The organism is Streptomyces himastatinicus ATCC 53653 (genome assembly GCF_000158915.1).
Taxonomy (GTDB): domain Bacteria; phylum Actinomycetota; class Actinomycetes; order Streptomycetales; family Streptomycetaceae; genus Streptomyces; species Streptomyces himastatinicus.
Genome location: NZ_GG657754.1, coordinates 4,799,519 through 4,814,786, shown reverse-complemented (window position 1 = coordinate 4,814,786; position 15,268 = coordinate 4,799,519). Strand labels below are relative to the sequence as shown.

At 69.3% G+C, this 15,268-nt stretch carries 17 protein-coding genes and 2 pseudogenes; 7 read left to right on the top strand and 12 right to left on the bottom strand.

Annotation, left to right across the window (positions count from 1 at the left end):
• The 3 genes and pseudogenes from SSOG_RS53725 to SSOG_RS20105 all read right to left on the bottom strand — a co-directional run.
• Positions 1-285 (bottom strand): annotated as a pseudogene (locus tag SSOG_RS53725) (hypothetical protein); the annotation flags it as partial.
• A 129-nt stretch (positions 286-414) separates the two neighbouring features.
• Positions 415-675 (bottom strand): RNA recognition motif domain-containing protein, encoded by a 261-nt coding sequence (locus tag SSOG_RS20110; protein ID WP_009716086.1) that lies wholly within the window; start codon positions 673-675, stop codon positions 415-417.
• A gap of 117 nt (positions 676-792) precedes the next feature.
• The gene (locus tag SSOG_RS20105) at positions 793-1,920 is read right to left on the bottom strand and encodes an NADH:flavin oxidoreductase (protein ID WP_009716085.1); all 1,128 of its coding nucleotides are present in this window, start codon (positions 1,918-1,920) and stop codon (positions 793-795) included.
• Between the two features lie 93 nt (positions 1,921-2,013).
• On the opposite strand from SSOG_RS20105, the gene SSOG_RS20100 reads away from it, so the two are divergent.
• Positions 2,014-2,448, top strand: coding sequence for a MerR family transcriptional regulator (locus SSOG_RS20100; protein WP_009716084.1), 435 nt, complete (start codon positions 2,014-2,016; stop codon positions 2,446-2,448).
• Here the strand turns inward: SSOG_RS20100 and SSOG_RS20095 are convergent.
• Positions 2,408-2,860 carry an Lrp/AsnC family transcriptional regulator gene (locus SSOG_RS20095; RefSeq protein WP_009716083.1) on the bottom strand — a complete coding sequence of 151 codons (453 nt, stop codon included), beginning with the start codon at positions 2,858-2,860 and terminating at the stop codon, positions 2,408-2,410. The two genes, SSOG_RS20100 and SSOG_RS20095, sit on opposite strands and share 41 nt — an antisense overlap.
• Before the next feature lie 60 nt (positions 2,861-2,920).
• On the opposite strand from SSOG_RS20095, the gene SSOG_RS20090 reads away from it, so the two are divergent.
• The gene (locus tag SSOG_RS20090) at positions 2,921-3,712 is read left to right on the top strand and encodes a thioesterase family protein (RefSeq protein ID WP_245606334.1); all 792 of its coding nucleotides are present in this window, start codon (positions 2,921-2,923) and stop codon (positions 3,710-3,712) included.
• Here the strand turns inward: SSOG_RS20090 and SSOG_RS20085 are convergent.
• The 3 genes from SSOG_RS20085 to SSOG_RS20075 all read right to left on the bottom strand — a co-directional run bounded on the left by SSOG_RS20085 (position 3,678) and on the right by SSOG_RS20075 (position 5,738).
• Positions 3,678-4,160, bottom strand: a complete 483-nt coding sequence (locus SSOG_RS20085) for a GNAT family N-acetyltransferase (protein WP_039938145.1) — start codon at positions 4,158-4,160, stop codon at positions 3,678-3,680. The genes SSOG_RS20090 and SSOG_RS20085 overlap by 35 nt on opposite strands.
• Positions 4,154-4,972 carry a class I SAM-dependent methyltransferase gene (locus tag SSOG_RS20080; protein ID WP_009716080.1) on the bottom strand — a complete coding sequence of 273 codons (819 nt, stop codon included), beginning with the start codon at positions 4,970-4,972 and terminating at the stop codon, positions 4,154-4,156. The genes SSOG_RS20085 and SSOG_RS20080 overlap by 7 nt, the downstream gene beginning before the upstream one ends.
• A 313-nt stretch (positions 4,973-5,285) precedes the next feature.
• Positions 5,286-5,738, bottom strand: coding sequence for a nuclear transport factor 2 family protein (locus SSOG_RS20075; RefSeq protein ID WP_009716079.1), 453 nt, complete (start codon positions 5,736-5,738; stop codon positions 5,286-5,288).
• 320 nt (positions 5,739-6,058) lie between these two features.
• On the opposite strand from SSOG_RS20075, the gene SSOG_RS20070 reads away from it, so the two are divergent.
• Positions 6,059-6,778: a GNAT family N-acetyltransferase gene (locus SSOG_RS20070; RefSeq protein WP_245606333.1), complete on the top strand. Its 720-nt coding sequence runs from the start codon at positions 6,059-6,061 to the stop codon at positions 6,776-6,778.
• Between the two features lie 6 nt (positions 6,779-6,784).
• On the opposite strand, the gene SSOG_RS20065 is transcribed toward SSOG_RS20070, so the two are convergent.
• Genes SSOG_RS20065 through SSOG_RS20055 form a run of 3 tightly spaced genes read right to left on the bottom strand, consistent with a single transcriptional unit; the run spans position 6,785 to position 8,107 of the window.
• Positions 6,785-6,976 carry a DUF397 domain-containing protein gene (locus SSOG_RS20065; RefSeq protein WP_009716077.1) on the bottom strand — a complete coding sequence of 64 codons (192 nt, stop codon included), beginning with the start codon at positions 6,974-6,976 and terminating at the stop codon, positions 6,785-6,787.
• Between the two features lie 40 nt (positions 6,977-7,016).
• Positions 7,017-7,208, bottom strand: coding sequence for a DUF397 domain-containing protein (locus SSOG_RS20060; RefSeq protein WP_009716076.1), 192 nt, complete (start codon positions 7,206-7,208; stop codon positions 7,017-7,019).
• Between the two features lie 11 nt (positions 7,209-7,219).
• A complete protein-coding gene (locus SSOG_RS20055; protein WP_039938144.1) occupies positions 7,220-8,107 on the bottom strand; it encodes a helix-turn-helix domain-containing protein in 888 nt (295 codons plus the stop codon).
• A gap of 161 nt (positions 8,108-8,268) precedes the next feature.
• Here SSOG_RS20055 and SSOG_RS20050 point away from each other — a divergent pair, with 161 nt between their 5' ends.
• Positions 8,269-8,688, top strand: a complete 420-nt coding sequence (locus SSOG_RS20050; protein ID WP_009716074.1) for an ATP-binding protein — start codon at positions 8,269-8,271, stop codon at positions 8,686-8,688.
• Positions 8,685-8,915 (top strand): hypothetical protein, encoded by a 231-nt coding sequence (locus SSOG_RS20045; RefSeq protein ID WP_009716073.1) that lies wholly within the window; start codon positions 8,685-8,687, stop codon positions 8,913-8,915. The genes SSOG_RS20050 and SSOG_RS20045 overlap by 4 nt, the downstream gene beginning before the upstream one ends.
• Here the strand turns inward: SSOG_RS20045 and SSOG_RS20040 are convergent.
• Positions 8,893-11,847: an NACHT domain-containing protein gene (locus SSOG_RS20040; protein ID WP_009716072.1), complete on the bottom strand. Its 2,955-nt coding sequence runs from the start codon at positions 11,845-11,847 to the stop codon at positions 8,893-8,895. The genes SSOG_RS20045 and SSOG_RS20040 overlap by 23 nt on opposite strands.
• Positions 11,848-12,175: 328 nt before the next feature.
• Here SSOG_RS20040 and SSOG_RS20035 point away from each other — a divergent pair, with 328 nt between their 5' ends.
• Positions 12,176-12,778, top strand: a complete 603-nt coding sequence (locus SSOG_RS20035) for a M23 family metallopeptidase (RefSeq protein WP_009716071.1) — start codon at positions 12,176-12,178, stop codon at positions 12,776-12,778.
• A 70-nt stretch (positions 12,779-12,848) separates the two neighbouring features.
• Here the strand turns inward: SSOG_RS20035 and SSOG_RS20030 are convergent.
• A pseudogene (locus tag SSOG_RS20030) lies at positions 12,849-13,437 on the bottom strand (TetR/AcrR family transcriptional regulator).
• A gap of 164 nt (positions 13,438-13,601) precedes the next feature.
• Here SSOG_RS20030 and SSOG_RS20025 point away from each other — a divergent pair.
• A complete protein-coding gene (locus SSOG_RS20025) occupies positions 13,602-15,230 on the top strand; it encodes an MDR family MFS transporter (protein ID WP_078510614.1) in 1,629 nt (542 codons plus the stop codon).
• Positions 15,231-15,268: the final 38 nt, after the last annotated feature.

The window sequence follows — 15,268 nt, the reverse complement described above, 5'->3', positions numbered from 1 at the left end:
GTCGTCGTCATCCGGCTTCAGCCCGAGGCCGAGCGGGTCCTCCGGGTCGTACGGATCGGCCAGCTCGGCGAGTTCCTCGTACGGGTTGCTGTACGGGGTGCCCGGCCCGTCGCGGTACGCGTCGTGCTGCGCGGTGGCGTCCGCGGGGCGGTGCGCGGCGCTGTCGGCGTCGCGCTGCGCGGTGGCGTCCGCGTCGCGCTGCGCGGCGTCGTACGAGTCGTCGGGGTGTGGCTCGCGGTGAGACTTGTGGGGACGAGGTGAAGATATGCGTGTGGGGGATCGCATCAGCCAATACCACCACGCCACACTGCTCCACCCGCAAGTCCTAGCGGCGATACGTGGCGAACGGCACGCTCACACCGCGGACTCCGCCGTGCCGTCCGGCCACCGTCCCCTCGCCGCGTTCACCCGCGTTCACCGCCCGCCGCGCGAAACCGCCCGTGCCTCGGTGACGGTGACGCACCGCCCGTTCATCTCCTGTCCATCCAGCTGGGCCATGGCCTTCTCGGCGTCCATGTCCGCCATTTCCACGAACCCGAACCCCCGCGAGCGCCCGGTGTCCCGGTCGGTGATGACGGTCGCGTCCATCACCGCCCCGAACGGCGCGAACAGCTTCTCCAGGTCGTCCTTCGTGGTCTGGTAACTCAGATTGCCCACATGCAGCCGCTTCGACATGACCCGCTCTCCCTGCCTGCTCCGGGACGCCGTCAAGGTGGCGCCAATCGGGTCAATCGTCGCAGCGAGGGAGGAAGCGGGCCATTGTGATTGGGCTGAACGGTGACCCGGCGGGGCTCAGTGCAGGGTCTGGAGCTGGTCGGCAGCGAACGGAATGAGCACCTCCGTGTCCCCGGCCAGCACCTTACGGACCCACTCCGGGTCGGCGATCAGGGCGCGGCCGATCGCGATGAGGTCGAACTCGTCCCGCTCCAGCCGGTCCAGCAGCGGCTCGATGCCCGCCACCCCGGTCCGGCTCCCCTGGAACGCCGAGGGGTCGAACTGCTTGTCCAGGCCGACGGACCCGACGCTGATGGTGGCCTTGCCGGTGAGCTTCTTGGTCCAGCCCGCCAGGTTCAGATCCGAGCCCTCGAACTCCGGCAGCCAGTACCGGCGGGTGGAGGAGTGGAAGGCGTCCACCCCGGCCTCCGCGAGCGGGGTGAGGACCGCCTCCAGCTCCTGCGGGGTCGTGGCGAGCTTCGCCTCGTAGTTGGTCGCCTTCCACTGCGAGGTGCGGAAGACGATCGGGAAGTCGGCGGAGACGGCCTTGCGGCACGCGGCCACGATCTCGGCGGCGAAGCGGGTACGGGCGACCGGGTCGCCGCCGTAGCCGTCGGTGCGCTGGTTGGTGCGCTCCCACAGGAACGCGTCGATCAGATAGCCATGGGCGCCGTGCAGTTCGATGCCGTCGAAGCCGGTCCGCTCGGCGGCCGCCGCGGCGTCGGCGAAGGCGGCGATCACCGCGTCCAGGTCGTCCTGGGTCATGGCCCGGCCCGCGGGGTTGCCATCAAGGCCGATGCCCGACGGGCCGACCGTCGGGGCGTCGGGGACCGGGCCCGAGCCCTCGGCGCGCGTCACCCCGACGTGCCAGAGCTGCGGCATGATCCGGCCGCCGGCCTGGTGCACCTCCGCCACCACGTTCTTCCAGCCCGCCAGCGAGTCCTCCCCGTGGAAGCGCGGCACCCGGTCGCTGTCCCCCGCCGCGTCGTGGCCGACGTACGTACCCTCGGTGATGACCAGCCCGACCCCGCCGGCCGCCCGGCGCGCGTAGTACTGCGCCACATCGGCGCCGGGGACACCGCCGGGCGAGAACTGGCGCGTCATCGGCGCCATGGCGACCCGGTTCGGCACGGTGAGCCCGCCCAGGGTGAACGGGCGGGACAGGATCTGAGCCGCGCGGTCGGCGGCAGCGCTGCTGGCAGGCACGTGAATGCTCCTCGAAGCGGGATGATGTTTCGCGGAGCTAAGCTAAAACCTGACGTTGACGTCAGGGGCAAATGTCGCAGGGAGGAGACCTGAGTGCGCATCGGTGAACTCGCCGCGCAGGCGGGAGTGAGCGTACGGGCGCTGCGCTACTACGAGGAGCAGCGCCTGCTGCACCCGGCGCGCAGCGCCAGCGGCCAGCGGCACTACCCCGAAAGCGCGGTCGACCGCGTCCATCTGATCCAGCAGCTGTACGCGGCGGGGCTGTCGAGCCGGAGCATCGTGCAGCTGATGCCGTGCGTCGACACCGGTGAGGCGACCCCGGCGATGCTGGAACTGCTGCTCGCCGAGCGCGACCGTATCGAACGTCAGATGGGCGAGCTGGCCGAGGCCCGCGACCGGCTCGACACCGTGATCGCCTCCACGAAGGTGCGCACCTGCGTGCACCAGCCGCCCCGGCACCAGCCGCCGCGGCACCCGTCGTCGCGGCTCACAGCGGCAGCGGGCGGTCCACGACGACGTCCTTCATGACGAGGGTGGAGCTGAGCCGCTGCACACCGGGGAGCGTGGCGAGGCGGTCGTCGTACAGCTCCTGAAAGGCGGGCAGGTCGCGGGTGACGACGCGCAGCAGATAGTCGGGGTCGCCGAAGAGCCGCTGCGCCTGGAGGACGTTGGGGATGGCCGCGACGGCCTGCTCGAAGTCGGCGACGGTGTCCCGGGACGCGTCGTGCATCGTGATGAAGACGAGGGCGTCGAAGGTGAGGCCGAGGGTGTGCGCGTCGAGGTGCGCGCGATAGCCGCTGATCGCGCCGGAGCGCTCCAGGGCGCGCAGCCGCCGGTGGCAGGGCGAGAGGCTGAGGCGTACGCGCTCGGCAAGTTCCGTGACGGTGAGGCGCCCGTCCTTCTGGAGCTCGGCAAGGATTTTCCGGTCCACGTCGTCCATGAGGAAGATTCTCCCTCACCCTTACGGTGGGGTCGTCAACACCTGCCAAGGAGAGACCCGTTGGACAGCTACTTCGAGCGCACCGCCGAACACCGCTACAAGCCCACCGGCCACGTCGGCGGTGCGTGGGCCTCCGATGAACAGCACTTCAGTCCGCTCGGCGGTCTGATCGTGCACGCCATCGACCGCCACCTGGCCGGGCGTCCGGACAGCGGCATGCTCCTGAGCCGCATCAGCTTCGACATCCTCGGACGCCTCGCCCTCGACGAGTGCGAGATCCGGGTGGAGACCCTCCGGCCCGGCCGCACCATCGAACTCCTCGAAGCCACCGTGCTCATAGCGGACCGCGCGGTGGTCCGGGCCCGCGCCTGGCTCCTGACCACGCTGGACACCGGCGACGTCGCGGGCGGCGGCCCCGACCGGCTCACCCCGCCCGACGCGCTCGCGCCCTGGGACATGTCCACCGTCTGGCCCGGCGGGTACATCGCCACCCTGGACACCCGGCCGCTCGCCCCGCCGCAGCCGGGCCGCGCCACCGTCTGGATCTCCACCGGGGTGGACCTCGTCGCCGGAGAGACCGCGAGCCCGCTCGCGTCCTACGTCGCCCTGGTCGACACCGCCAACGGCATCGCCGTCCGCCAGCCGCCCACCGCCTGGATGTTCCCCAACGTGGACCTGACCCTCCACTTCCACCGGCAGCCCGAGGGCCGCTGGACCGGACTGGACACCAGCGTCGCCTTCGGCCCGACCGGCCAGGGCATCACCAGCACCGTCCTGCACGACCTCGACGGGCCCGTGGGGCACGCGCAGCAGATCCTCACGGTCCGCCCCCAGCCCGGTGAAGCGCCTTGACCATCAGCCGCTCCCCGGTCACGCCGTCGGACGACAGATCCACGAACCCGTTGCGCCGGTAGAGGGCGATGGCCGCGTCGTTGCCCGGGAACACGCCCAGCGTCAGCGTCGTACCGCCCGAACGGCGCGCCCACCCCTCGACCGCCCCGATCAGCCGGTCGCCGACCCCGTGGCCCCGCGCCTCGGGGCCGACCCACACCGACCGCAGCTCCCGCACCCCGCCCTCGCCGGGCACCCCGCCCGCCACGCCGACGGCCCGGCCGTCCCGGAGGGCGACGACGTGGAACGCGCCCGGCATCTCCAGGCGCGCCCGCCACCGTTCCTCCCCGCCCCGGTGCCAGTCGGCGAGCGTGGTCTTGAACGCGTGGGGCGCGTCGGTCAGCGCGGCGAGCCGTACCTCCCGCCACAGCGGCCAGTCCTCGGGCGTGAGGACCCGTAGCCTCACCACTTGGCCGCCCGCACCGAATACATCAGCGGCAGCCGAGGATGCCCATGGGGGAAGCGGAAGGTCGGGTTCTCGGCGGGGCCGGTCCGCTCCAGCACCGGATAGCGCTGGAAGAGCGTGGTGGCGTGCTCGTGCAGGAACTCGATCCGCAGCCCCGCCCGGGCGAGGGCCGTCACCACGTCCCCCAGCGGGTGCTGCCACTGTACGGAGACGGTGTGGGCGAGCGGCGGCCCGTCGGTGTACGTCTCCGGCTCGTCCCACGTCGTGCCCTGATCGTCGAAGTAGTCCACCTCGACGCTCTTCCCGTCGTCCCCCAGCACCTCGGTGAACGGATGGAACTCCGCGAGGTACAGCACCCCGCCGTCGTTCAGCAGCCCGGCCACGACGTCCGCCCAGCGCGGGATGTCGGGCAGCCAGCACAGCGCGCCGAGCCCGGTGTACACGACGTCGAACCGCTCGCCGCCCAGGGCTTGTGCCGCGTCGTAGACGTCCGCCGCGACGAACCGTGCCCGCTCGGCGAGCCCAAGGTCGTCGGCCAGCCCGCGCGCGGTGCGGATGGCCGCCTCGGAGAAGTCCAGCCCGGTGACGTTCGCCGCGCCCCGGCGCGCCCAGGACAGCGTGTCCTGCCCCATATGGCACTGGAGATGGACGAGCCGCTTACCGCTGACGTCCCCGAGTTCGTCCAGCTCGAAGCCGCGCAGGGTGCAGGCGCCGCCGCGGAACCCCGGCAGATCGTAGAAGTCGCTGCGGGCGTGGACCCGCACCCGGTCGTCCCAGTTCGCGCGGTTGTGCCGCAGCCAGTCGTCGTCGGTCATGGCCGGGACGCTAGTGGGTGCGCCTTCCGGTGCTCATCCGGTTTTCGGGTGTGCGGTGGGTGCGCGGTCGGTTCGGTGGTGGGTGCGGGGGAGGGGCCTCCGGGGCAGGGCCCTGGAGGGTCTATTTACGGCGCCGTTGCTCGGAAGCGTGAAGTGAACGTCCGGCGATCGGCGCCACAAATACACGTGGTGTCCAGGACCCCACCCCTGCGGCCCCGCCCCTCCCGTCTCGTCGGCGGCCAGCGGCCATCGGCCGGTGGCTCGGACGGCCCGGTCGACGAGCCTGGTCGACCTGGCGCTCGCGGCGGGCTGGTCACGAACCCTCAGCCGCGCGGGGCGGCGAGCCGGCCAGCGGCGAGGTGTCTTCGTATCGGACCTCGTAGACGCGCTCGGCGAACTTCCAGCCGTCGCCGGTGCGCTGGTAACGGTCGTGGTAGATCGCGTAGTTCAGCCCTCCACGGCCGTCGCGGGTACGCCCGACCTCTGACATATACGCGCGGCCGGACGCGGTGTCGCCGTCAAGCCGGATGATGCCGGGGTGGGTGTTCTGCACGAGGAAGTCCACGAAGTCCGGCACCCGCCTGCCCCAGGCACGGATGGCCTCCTGGCCTTCGAGCTCAGCGGGGATGTTGGGCATTCGCAGGGCGCCGTCCGGCGTGAACAGCAAAGCGAGTCGGTCGTAGTCGCGCATCATCGCCGCGTCGGTGTACTCACCGCGCAGCGCCTCGATCTCGACGCGATCCACGGTGTCCTGAAAGTCACCCATCGGGTTCCTCCTTCTCGCTGGATGGTGTGTTCGTCTCAGCAGTACGACGACACGGCCCTCCGGAATGTGACATCGACACCACCATCACCAGTTCAGGTCCATGACAACGTGGCTAATGTGATCAGATGACAGAAATCAGTGTCGTCGGTGACAGCACGGAATGGCAGAAGGACTTCGAGCGGCGGTTACATGCCTCGTACACGACGGCCGGACTTGGTGCCGACGCGGCGGAGCGCAGGCTCGAGGACGTACGCGTCGGCATCGGCGACTGGACCGTCGCCGAGATCACGGACGCCGGGGCCCGAGTCGGATACGTCGCCGTGACCGTGGCTGACGACAACGGCACGCTCGCGGGCCGTATCGGAGACCTCCGCGTGGATGCGCTCCACGCCGGCCAGGGGCACGAGCAGGCCGCCCGGGACTGGGCCGAGGAATGGTGCGCGGAGCGCGGCGCACGCCGACTGGACATACGGCTCACTGAGCCCGTCGGCGAGCTGTTCGGCGGCTACCACGTCCGTGGCCAGCTCAGGATGCGGCGCGTCAGTTCACCGCCGGAACTCGTCGACGGCGTCACCGCACGGACGATGACACAAGACGAATATCCCGAGTGGCTCGCCTCCGAGAAGGCCGCCTACATCGGCGACATCGTCCGGGCGGGAGCCCTGAGTTCCGAGGAGGCCGCACGCAAGGCCGATCGCGACTTCGCGAAGGTGATTCCCGAGGGCCTGTCGACGCCCGACAACACGTTCCTGGTGCTCGAGGCGGCGGGCGGACGGATCGGCACCGGCTGGGTGAAGCACGGGTACCTTCCGGGGGTCACCTACGGCTACTCGCTGTTCATCCAGGAGGAGCACCGAGGCAAAGGGTACGGCCGGGCCGCGATGGCGGCCGGCGAACAGGCAACGCTCGCAGCCGGCGACTCGATGCTGATGTTCACTGTGTGGGGCGGCAATGAGGAGGCAATGCGCTTGTATACGCGCGCCGGCTACCACGTCATGGAGGAATACCGCTGGATCGGCCTTCCCTGCTCCGCGACCTGAGGCGACTCACCTGCGGTCGAGGCACCCCGCCTTGGCGGCCCGTATGAAGGCGCGGAGCGCGGCCGGGCTGGTGTGGATCACCGCCTCGGGCTCGTCGCTCTCGCGCATGCGTATGCCGTCGGCGGCGGTGGCCACTTCCACGCAGTTTTGGTGGACGTCCGCGCTGAAGGAGGACTTGCGCCACTTGAGGCCGGTCATGGGGGACGTTCCCTTCCCTTGTCCTGCTCCCTCCGGTCCCTCAGAGGCTTCGGTCGAGCTGGCCCGCCTTTGCGGCTCGTATGAAGGCGCGGAGGGTGGCTGGGTGGGTGTGGAGCATGGTTTCGGGTTCGTCGCTTTCACGTATGCGTATGCCGTCGGGGGCGGCGGCGAGTTCCACGCAGTTGGCCTGGTTCTCGCTGTACGTGGACTTTTGCCAGTGGAGCTGGGGCATGACCGCTCTTCCTAAAGGGTGTAGAGAACGTGTTGGATCAGGCCGAGCGAATCCCGAGAGTCGTGTGCGAACGGGGCGACCGTTGCGTCAACGGGTGGGAGTGCGCCTGAACCCAGTCGGTGGAACTGCCGCTGGTATTTGGCGATGGAGGGCTCGTCGTGGAGGAACAAGGACTGCCCGGGGGTCTCCATCAGTACGGTCTCCAACGCTTGGCCGTGCGAGGTGAGGATGACGAACGGCGTGCTCAGCGTCGATACGCCCTCGGCGGTGAAAGGGAGAATCTGGAGGCTCACGTGTGGCAGGTCAGCGAGTTCGATGAGCCGTAGGAGCTGCTTACGCATCACTTTGGCCCCGCCGAACCGCATGTGCAATGCCGCCTCGTGGATCACCGCGTGGATCGCGGGCGGCCGCTCTCCGTGCAGAATCGCTTGCCGCTGCATTCGGAAGGAGACAGCCGCAGTGACGTGATCCGGCGTGTTGGCTTCGTCATCCGCGCGGAAGATGGAGGCCGTGTAGTCCTCCGTCTGGAACAGACCGGGAATGAACAGCGACTCGTAGGAGTGGAGTTCGGCCGCATCTGATTCAAGCTCGGCCAGATCCAGGGCTGAGGGCCAGAGACGGCCCTTGTAGTCACTCCACCAGCCCTTGCCGCTGCTCTCGGCCATGCTGACGAGCGCGTCAACGTACGGCGCATTCTTGCACCCGTAAGCGTCAACCAGTTGGCGCAGCCTGTCGGCAGGGATGGCCGTCCGCCCCGCTTCGATGTGGCTCAGGTGCGGCGCGCCCATGCCGATCAGCTTGCCGCCGTCGGCAATCGACAGCCCTGCCTGGAGCCGCAACTTCTTCAGTTCAGCACCGAGTCGGCGTTGTCGTTCGGTGATGAGCGTTCGCAGCGCCACGGACGGTCCTCCAGGGGAATCGGTCACAGTGTGCCCCGGGCGGGTGGGGCGGTCCAACCATCTTCACGGAAGTGGTTGCAATATTGCTGAGTTAGGCCGTACTTTGAGTGTTGCCTTGATCACACAAGGTATTGAGCCACGGACTGCCACGGAGGCGCCGCATGGGCGTACACGCCGAACTTCCGCTCCACTACACCCTCACCGCCCCCGCCCTCCCCACGGCCCCGCGCCTGTGCCGCGACTTCGTACGCGCCGTCCTCGCGGCCTCTGGCCTGGACCAACTCGCCGAGACGGCGGCCATGTGCACGTCGGAGTTAGTCACCAACGTCCATCGGCACGGCAAGGGGGACGTACGGCTCGCCGCCACGATCGATTGCGCCCGGGTGCGGGTGACGGTTCACGACGACGGCCCGGCCCTCCCCTCGCCGCGCCGCGCGGCCAGCGATGACACCAACGGGCGCGGGCTGTTCCTGGTCACGGCCCTGTCGGACGTCGTCGGCCTGACCATCGACGAGCCGTCCGAGGGTACGGGCAAGGCCGTCTGGTTCGAGCTGAACATCCCGCCCGAGAGCGCCGCATGAGCCCCGCCCCCGCCGAGCGGGTCGCCGAAATCCTCCGCGACGAACTCGCCGAACACGGCGTACGGATACCGGAGATACGAACCGATCTCGCGGATCCGCAGGAGCCACAGTTGGTGATCGGCGCCGTCCCCCTCGGCACCGGCTTCGCGCTGCTGCGGCTGCTCACGGACTACCAGCGCCTGCTGAAGGCCGAGCGCGTCGGTGTTACACGAAGTCGGAGGACGTAAGCCGGACACTCGCGATCTGGTCGTCGCCGATAGTGGGGGCGCCGGCGACGCTGACCGTTTCCAGGCGGTGGTCCAGATCGCGCAGTGGCGTCAGATCGACGGGTTCGACGTCGGCATTCATGACCTTGATGTGCAGATGGCGAAGGCCCGGGAAGGCGCGGAGCACCCGCTCCAGGTCGATTACTGAGCCGCTCGAAACGAGGGTGAGTCTGGAGAGCTGGGGCAAAGGGTGCTTTGGGAGCAGGTTCTCGCGAATGGTGAGGTGTTCCAGCGCGGTGAGGTGTTCCAGGCCCGAGAAGCCAGGGCGGTCCCTATCGGTGAAGAGGTACAGATCCCGCAGAGCCAGGTCCGCCAAGGGCGACAGGTCACTGATCAAGGGGCTGAACGACAGGATGAGGTGGCGCAGCCGTGAGTAGTTCCGGAGGAAGCCGAGGTCGTGCAGGGCGGTGTTCTTCTCCAACTGCAGCAAGGTGAGGTGGCTGGGGTCGAGGAACGTGCTGAGCTGTTCGTCGGTGAAGTCACCGCGCAGCACCAGCATTGGCCGAGGGCCGGTGTCATGGAGCAGGCGCAGGTGCTCCATGGACTCGGCCACGAAGTACAGCTCTTTCCGGTCGAGGCGGAGAATCACCTCGGTGAAGTAGCGGTCGGTGTCGAACTTCGCCCAGCTGGAGGCGAGCTGTGAGCGCACGGCGAGGGCCCGGTGGTCGGCGAATTGGGACAGGTAGGGGATGGCCGCGTCCGTGCCGATGCGGGAGGCGGTGACCACGCAGCAGTGCGCCTGGTCGTCCGTGAGTCCGTCCGGTTGCGGCAGGAGTTCCAGGACGAGAGGGCCCACAGTCGCCATTTCCCGGGCTCGTTGGACGTCCAGGGGCGGGATGAAGTCCGCACCGTGCCGGGTGACCTCTTCACGTATCTCCGGATCCAGGTCCGGTGCGTGGTCGAGGCAGGCCATGGCCAGGAGGAACAGCCGTAGCGAGGACTGGGAATTCTTGCGTGCCAGGTCGAGCAGCTTGCCCAGCAGCTCGGCCCGTTCGCGCGGGCGGGCGTGGGCGACCGACATGCGGAACACGTCTTCCCACTGGGAGTCGTGGGCGTTGTTCACCAGCAGGCCCACGTCCCAGGCCTCCACGGCCGCCTTCGCGCCCAGGTAGTCCTGGAAGGTGCGGTGGACGAACTCGACGGTGCCCACCGAAGGCTCGCGCAGGAGGCCGCTGCGCAGGAGCAGGTGGTTCAAGATGCGCGGGGCGTCGCCCAACGCCTGGGCGGCCGGGACCGACGGAAGGGCCTCGGCGACGATGGCCTCCGCCCGCTCGCGGTCGAGTTCGGCCTCGCCGTTGCGGATCAGGTAGTAGGCCAGCCGCTGGAGGAGCTGGATCTGCGGCTCCTCGTCGAGCTGGATGTCGCCCGGGGCGTAGACGTGGCGTTCGGTGTCGCGGCGGGTGAGGAGCATGGAGAGGGCCGCGTCGTACAGGGCCTTGCGGCCGGGCGGCAGGTAGCCGCGGCGGGCGCGGTGGAGGGCGCAGATGAGGCCGCACATCAGGGGGTTGGTGGCGAGCCGAGTGAGGTCCTGCTTGGTGCGTACGGCGGTGTGCAACGCCGACTGGTACGTGGCGAGGGCCGCGCGCTCGTCGTCCGTACGGCACCCCACCCGCGCCGCGTCGTGCCAGCGGTCGATGAAGGCGGCCATGTCGTCGCGGTTCATGGGGGACAGCGCGAACTCGCTGAAGTCCTGGGCGGCGAGCCAGTCGTCGGCGACGGCGGAGGGGCGGGAGGTGACGAGCCACAGGTTGCCGGGGTAGGCGAGGAGCAGGTCGGCCAGCCAGGCGCGGGTGCGCTCCCGGTCGCGTTCGGGGATCTCGTCGATGCCGTCGATCAGCAGCAGTCCGCGCCCGGCGGTGAGGACGCGGTCGGCCCAGCCGGTGGGCTGGGCGGCGTCCAGGGGGTTGTGGACGGAGGCGAGGAAGCGGGCGGGGGAGGGCAGGGCGTCCTGGCGGGCGATGGTGCGCAGGGGGAGGACGAAGGGGACGCGGCCGATCAGCTGCTCCAGCCCGCGCGGCGGTTCCTGCCGGGCGGCGGAGACGGCGAGCCACTGGACGAGGGTCGTCTTGCCGGAGCCCGCGACCCCGCGCAGCAGGACCCGCTCGTGGCCGGAGAGGGCCCGGTCGGCGGGGAGGGCGGTGAGCGGGGCGCCGTCGAGGCCGGGAATGTGCTCGTCCTGGGAGACGGCCTCCAGGCTGAGGTACGCGGCGTCCAGGGGCCAGGTGGCCTCGGAGTGGCTGAGGTCGATGCCGACGATGGTCAGCGTGCCGTGCTTCAGAGCCGTGTAGTCGGCGTACCGGCGCTCGAACGCGGCGTCCTGCGCGGACTGGGACGGAAGCCGCTCGATCAGGATGTCGATCTTGGTGATCAGTTCGGTGAGCTGACCGCTCTGCTCGACCAGGGTGCGGGCGACGAAGGTCGAGCGCTGGGTGAAGAAGTGCAGGATGTGCAGGCAGGCGGTGTCGAGGAGGTTCCGGTAGAGCCGGGACGCGTTCAGCGAGAGCTGGGCGTCGGGAAGGTCGGCCTTGTAGTGGAGATCCTTGGCCAGCACCCGGTGCCCGAACCGCACGGCCTGTACGTCGTCCATGGTCAGGTCGCCCAGTGAGTGCAGCGACTTGGCCAGCGCGTCGGTCAGCGGCTCGGCCTCGTCGGCGGGGATCGGCCGCTCGCCCGGACCCGCTCCCGCCATGGCACGTTCGACCAGTTCGGCGGCGAGCTTGCGCAGGTCCTTGTCGGTCAGCGTGCGCTTCTCGCCCCGGAAGGAGACGAGGGACGAGATACGCACGGGCCGGTCCACCAGCCCGGCGCCCGGCCCCTCCCGCACGAACAGCTTCTTGACGAGCGGTGCGACGGCGCTGGACGCCAGGCGCGCGCCGATGACTGCGGGATCCACGTCCCATTTCCCCCCGGTAGTGGTGGCTCCTGGCCGGACAGCATACCGGCGGGCAGGGACTTTGGTCCCGAAACGGACACCCGAAAGTCCCTGCGAAACGGGGACGAGGTGATATGCGGCACAGGGAATCCATGGCCTACTACGGGAATTAGGAATTGGCCGGTTGTTGAGCATATGTGCAGGTCAGAGGGAGTTAAATTCCGCGTCGAAAAGGGCGCTCGGCGAGCCTGAACTACGCATCCGCTTAGTAGAGGCGCATCTTGGCCATATCGCGCGAACGGGATAACAAGGGGCGTCGACTTCACGCATTCCCCGGAGGTAGTCCCCTATGGCCCCGCGCGCCACCACCCGCCGTTATCCGCATTCGCATTCGTCCCTCGCCCGGGCCCGCGCCGCCGTGATCGCCGTGGGCGTGGGCGCCTCGCTCGTGCTCGGCGCCGGCGTGACGTTCGCCGCGGACGCGACGGCCGCCGGCACCCCCGCGAAGGTCGCCGAGGCCAAGAAGAAGGCCGACGTCTGGGAGACCCCGGTCGCCAAGTACACCCTGGGCGCCGCCTTCGGCCTGGCGGGCAACCTGTGGTCGCACAACCACAGTGGCCAGGACTTCGTGGTGCCCTCCGGCACCCCGGTGCGGGCCGTGCACACCGGTGTCGTCGTCAAGGCGGGCCCGAACGGCGCCGGCGACGGCCCCGCGTACGGCAACGCCATCGTGATCAAGCACGACAACGACACGTACACGCAGTACGCGCACCTCTCCCGGGTCGACGTGCGCATAGGCCAGAGCGTGACCACCGGCCAGCAGATCGGGCTGTCCGGCAGCACCGGCAACTCCACCGGACCCCACCTGCACTTCGAGGTCCGTACGACGCCGAACTACGGCTCCGCCGTGGGGCCGCTCACCTTCCTGCGGGAGCACGGCGTCAAGATCTGACCACCCGCCTGACCACCCGCCTGGCCACCGGGTCGAAGGCCGGCCGGTGGCGCCCCGTCTCCCTCGGGCGTCACCGGTCGCCCAGGCGTTCCGCTGGCGCGTGCGCCTGGGTCAGGAGATCGAGGGCGACTTCGAGGACGGCTTGCCGCTTCTCCTCGGGGTCGCCCTCGATTCTTCTGCATCGCGAAGAGGCTCGCGTGGATGCTGAAGAGCGCGGTCGTGCAGCGGACCTGGTCGGTCAGCCCGGCGTCGGGGTCGCGGATGAGGCCGGACATCGCGATCATCCGGTCCTTGAAGAACTGGCCGATGCTCAGCTCGCGCACCGTCGCCTGGTTCTCCTGCATGAAGCGCAGCAGCGGTTCGACTCCGGTCAGGGCCGCGCTGTAGCGGCGCAGCAGCTCCTGCTTGGTCTCCAGGGCGCGGGGCTGCCGCTCGCCCCAGGCGATCAGCTCGTCGAGCGGCTCGCTCAGGTCCCGGAAGAGGCTGAGGACGATGTCTTCCTTGGTCTTGAAGTGGTAGTAGAGCGCGGCCTTGGTGACGTCGAGCTGTTCGGCGATCTCGCGCAGCGAGGTCTTCTCGTACCCCTGCTTGGCGAAGAGGTCCAGGGCCACGTCCTGGATGCGCTGACGGGTGTCGCCCCGGCGCGGTGTGCTGCCCAAGGTGCTCTCCTGTGGGGGTGGGGCCAGCCCTCTGAGCAGGCCGAACAGAACTTACTTGACGCCCGGCTAGTAGACGTCTTACCTTTCCTACTGTACTCAACTAGCCGGGCGGCAAGTAAGTGGCGCGTCACCGGAGCTCGTCGTAACCAGGGGGAGTGGAGATCATGTCCCAGAAGAAACAAGAAGGTGAAGCGCCACCCGCTTCCCTGCCCGCACAGGGCACCGCCCGGCCCGCTCCGGGCAAGCAGGGCAAGGAGCCGAAGACCCACAGCACCAGCGTGGTCATCCTGGCCCTCATGATCGCGATGCTGCTCGCGATGCTCGACAACATGATCGTCGGCACCGCGATGCCGACCATCGTCGGTGAGCTCGGCGGGCTCGAGCACCTCTCGTGGGTGGTGACCGCGTACACCCTGGCGACCGCCGCCTCGACCCCCATCTGGGGCAAGCTCGGCGACATGTACGGCCGCAAGGGCATCTTCCTCTCCTCCATCGGCCTCTTCCTCGTCGGCTCCGCCCTCTCCGGCATGGCCCAGACGATGGGTCAGCTGATCGGCTTCCGGGCCCTCCAGGGCCTGGGCGCGGGCGGTCTGATGGTCGGCGTGATGGCGATCATCGGTGATCTGGTGCCGCCGCGGGAGCGCGGTCGCTACCAGGGCATGATGGCCGGTGTGATGGCCGTGGCCATGATCGGTGGCCCGCTGGTCGGCGGCACCCTCACCGACCACCTCGGCTGGCGCTGGATCTTCTACATCAACATCCCGCTCGGCGCGATCGCCCTGTTCGCGATCAGCGCGGTGCTGCACCTGCCCAAGAAGCGCTACGAGGGGCGGATCGACTACACCGGCGCGGGCCTGCTGACCGTGGGCATCACCGCGCTCGTGCTCCTCACCACCTGGGGCGGCAACGAGTACGCCTGGGACTCGGCGCAGATCATCGGGCTCGGCGTCCTCGGCGTCGTGGCGCTCGTGGCGTTCGTGTTCGTCGAGAAGCGGGTCGCCGAACCCGTCCTGCCGCTGCACATCTTCCGGATCGGCAACTTCTCGCTGGTCACGGTCATCGGCTTCCTCACCGGTTTCGTGATGTTCGGCTCGATGACCTTCCTGCCGCTCTTCCAGCAGACCGTCCAGGGCGCCAGCGCCACCAACTCCGGGCTGCTGCTGCTCCCGATGCTGCTCGGCATGATGGTCGTCTCGCTGATCGCGGGCCGGGTCACCACCTCGACCGGCAAGTACAAGATCTTCCCGATCCTCGGCGGCATCCTGATCACCACGGGCATGTTCCTGCTGGCGCAGATGGACACCGAGACCACCCGCACCACCTCCGGCATCTACATGACGGTGCTCGGCGCGGGCATGGGCTTCCTCATGCAGACGACCATGCTGATCGCGCAGAACAGCGTCGAGATGAAGGACATGGGCGTCGGCAGCTCCTCCGCCACCCTCTTCCGCACCCTGGGCGGCTCCTTCGGTGTCGCGATCCTCGGCGCCCTGTTCACCAACCAGGTGAACGACACCATGGCCGAGCGGGGCGGCGCGAAGGCCGCGGCCGCCACCTCCGGCAGCGCCCAGCTCGACCCGGAGAGCATCAAGCACCTGCCCCCGCCCGTCCGGGACGCCTACACCCACGCCGTGGCCAGCGGCGCGCACCAGGTGTTCCTGTGGGGCGCGGTGATCAGCATCGTCGGCTTCCTCGCGGCCTGGTTCATCAAGGAGGTCCCGCTGCGCGCCGCCCCCAAGTCCGCCGACGGCGAGACCCCGGCCGATGTGACGCCGGTGGCCGAACCCGTCTGAACCACGACGGACCGACGCTCCGACCGACGCCTGGACGG

Bases quoted from the DNA above. Each gene is read 5' to 3' on its own strand.
- SSOG_RS20110 (WP_009716086.1), bottom strand. From the start codon at position 675: ATGTCGAAGCGGCTGCATGTGGGCAATCTGAGTTACCAGACCACGAAG.
- SSOG_RS20095 (WP_009716083.1), bottom strand. From the start codon at position 2,860: ATGGACGACGTGGACCGGAAAATCCTTGCCGAGCTCCAGAAGGACGGG.
- SSOG_RS20080 (WP_009716080.1), bottom strand. From the start codon at position 4,972: ATGACCGACGACGACTGGCTGCGGCACAACCGCGCGAACTGGGACGAC.
- SSOG_RS20075 (WP_009716079.1), bottom strand. From the start codon at position 5,738: ATGGGTGACTTTCAGGACACCGTGGATCGCGTCGAGATCGAGGCGCTG.
- SSOG_RS20065 (WP_009716077.1), bottom strand. From the start codon at position 6,976: ATGACCGGCCTCAAGTGGCGCAAGTCCTCCTTCAGCGCGGACGTCCAC.
- SSOG_RS20060 (WP_009716076.1), bottom strand. From the start codon at position 7,208: ATGCCCCAGCTCCACTGGCAAAAGTCCACGTACAGCGAGAACCAGGCC.
- SSOG_RS20050 (WP_009716074.1), top strand. From the start codon at position 8,269: ATGGGCGTACACGCCGAACTTCCGCTCCACTACACCCTCACCGCCCCC.
- SSOG_RS20045 (WP_009716073.1), top strand. From the start codon at position 8,685: ATGAGCCCCGCCCCCGCCGAGCGGGTCGCCGAAATCCTCCGCGACGAA.
- SSOG_RS20035 (WP_009716071.1), top strand. From the start codon at position 12,176: ATGGCCCCGCGCGCCACCACCCGCCGTTATCCGCATTCGCATTCGTCC.
- SSOG_RS20025 (WP_078510614.1), top strand. From the start codon at position 13,602: ATGTCCCAGAAGAAACAAGAAGGTGAAGCGCCACCCGCTTCCCTGCCC.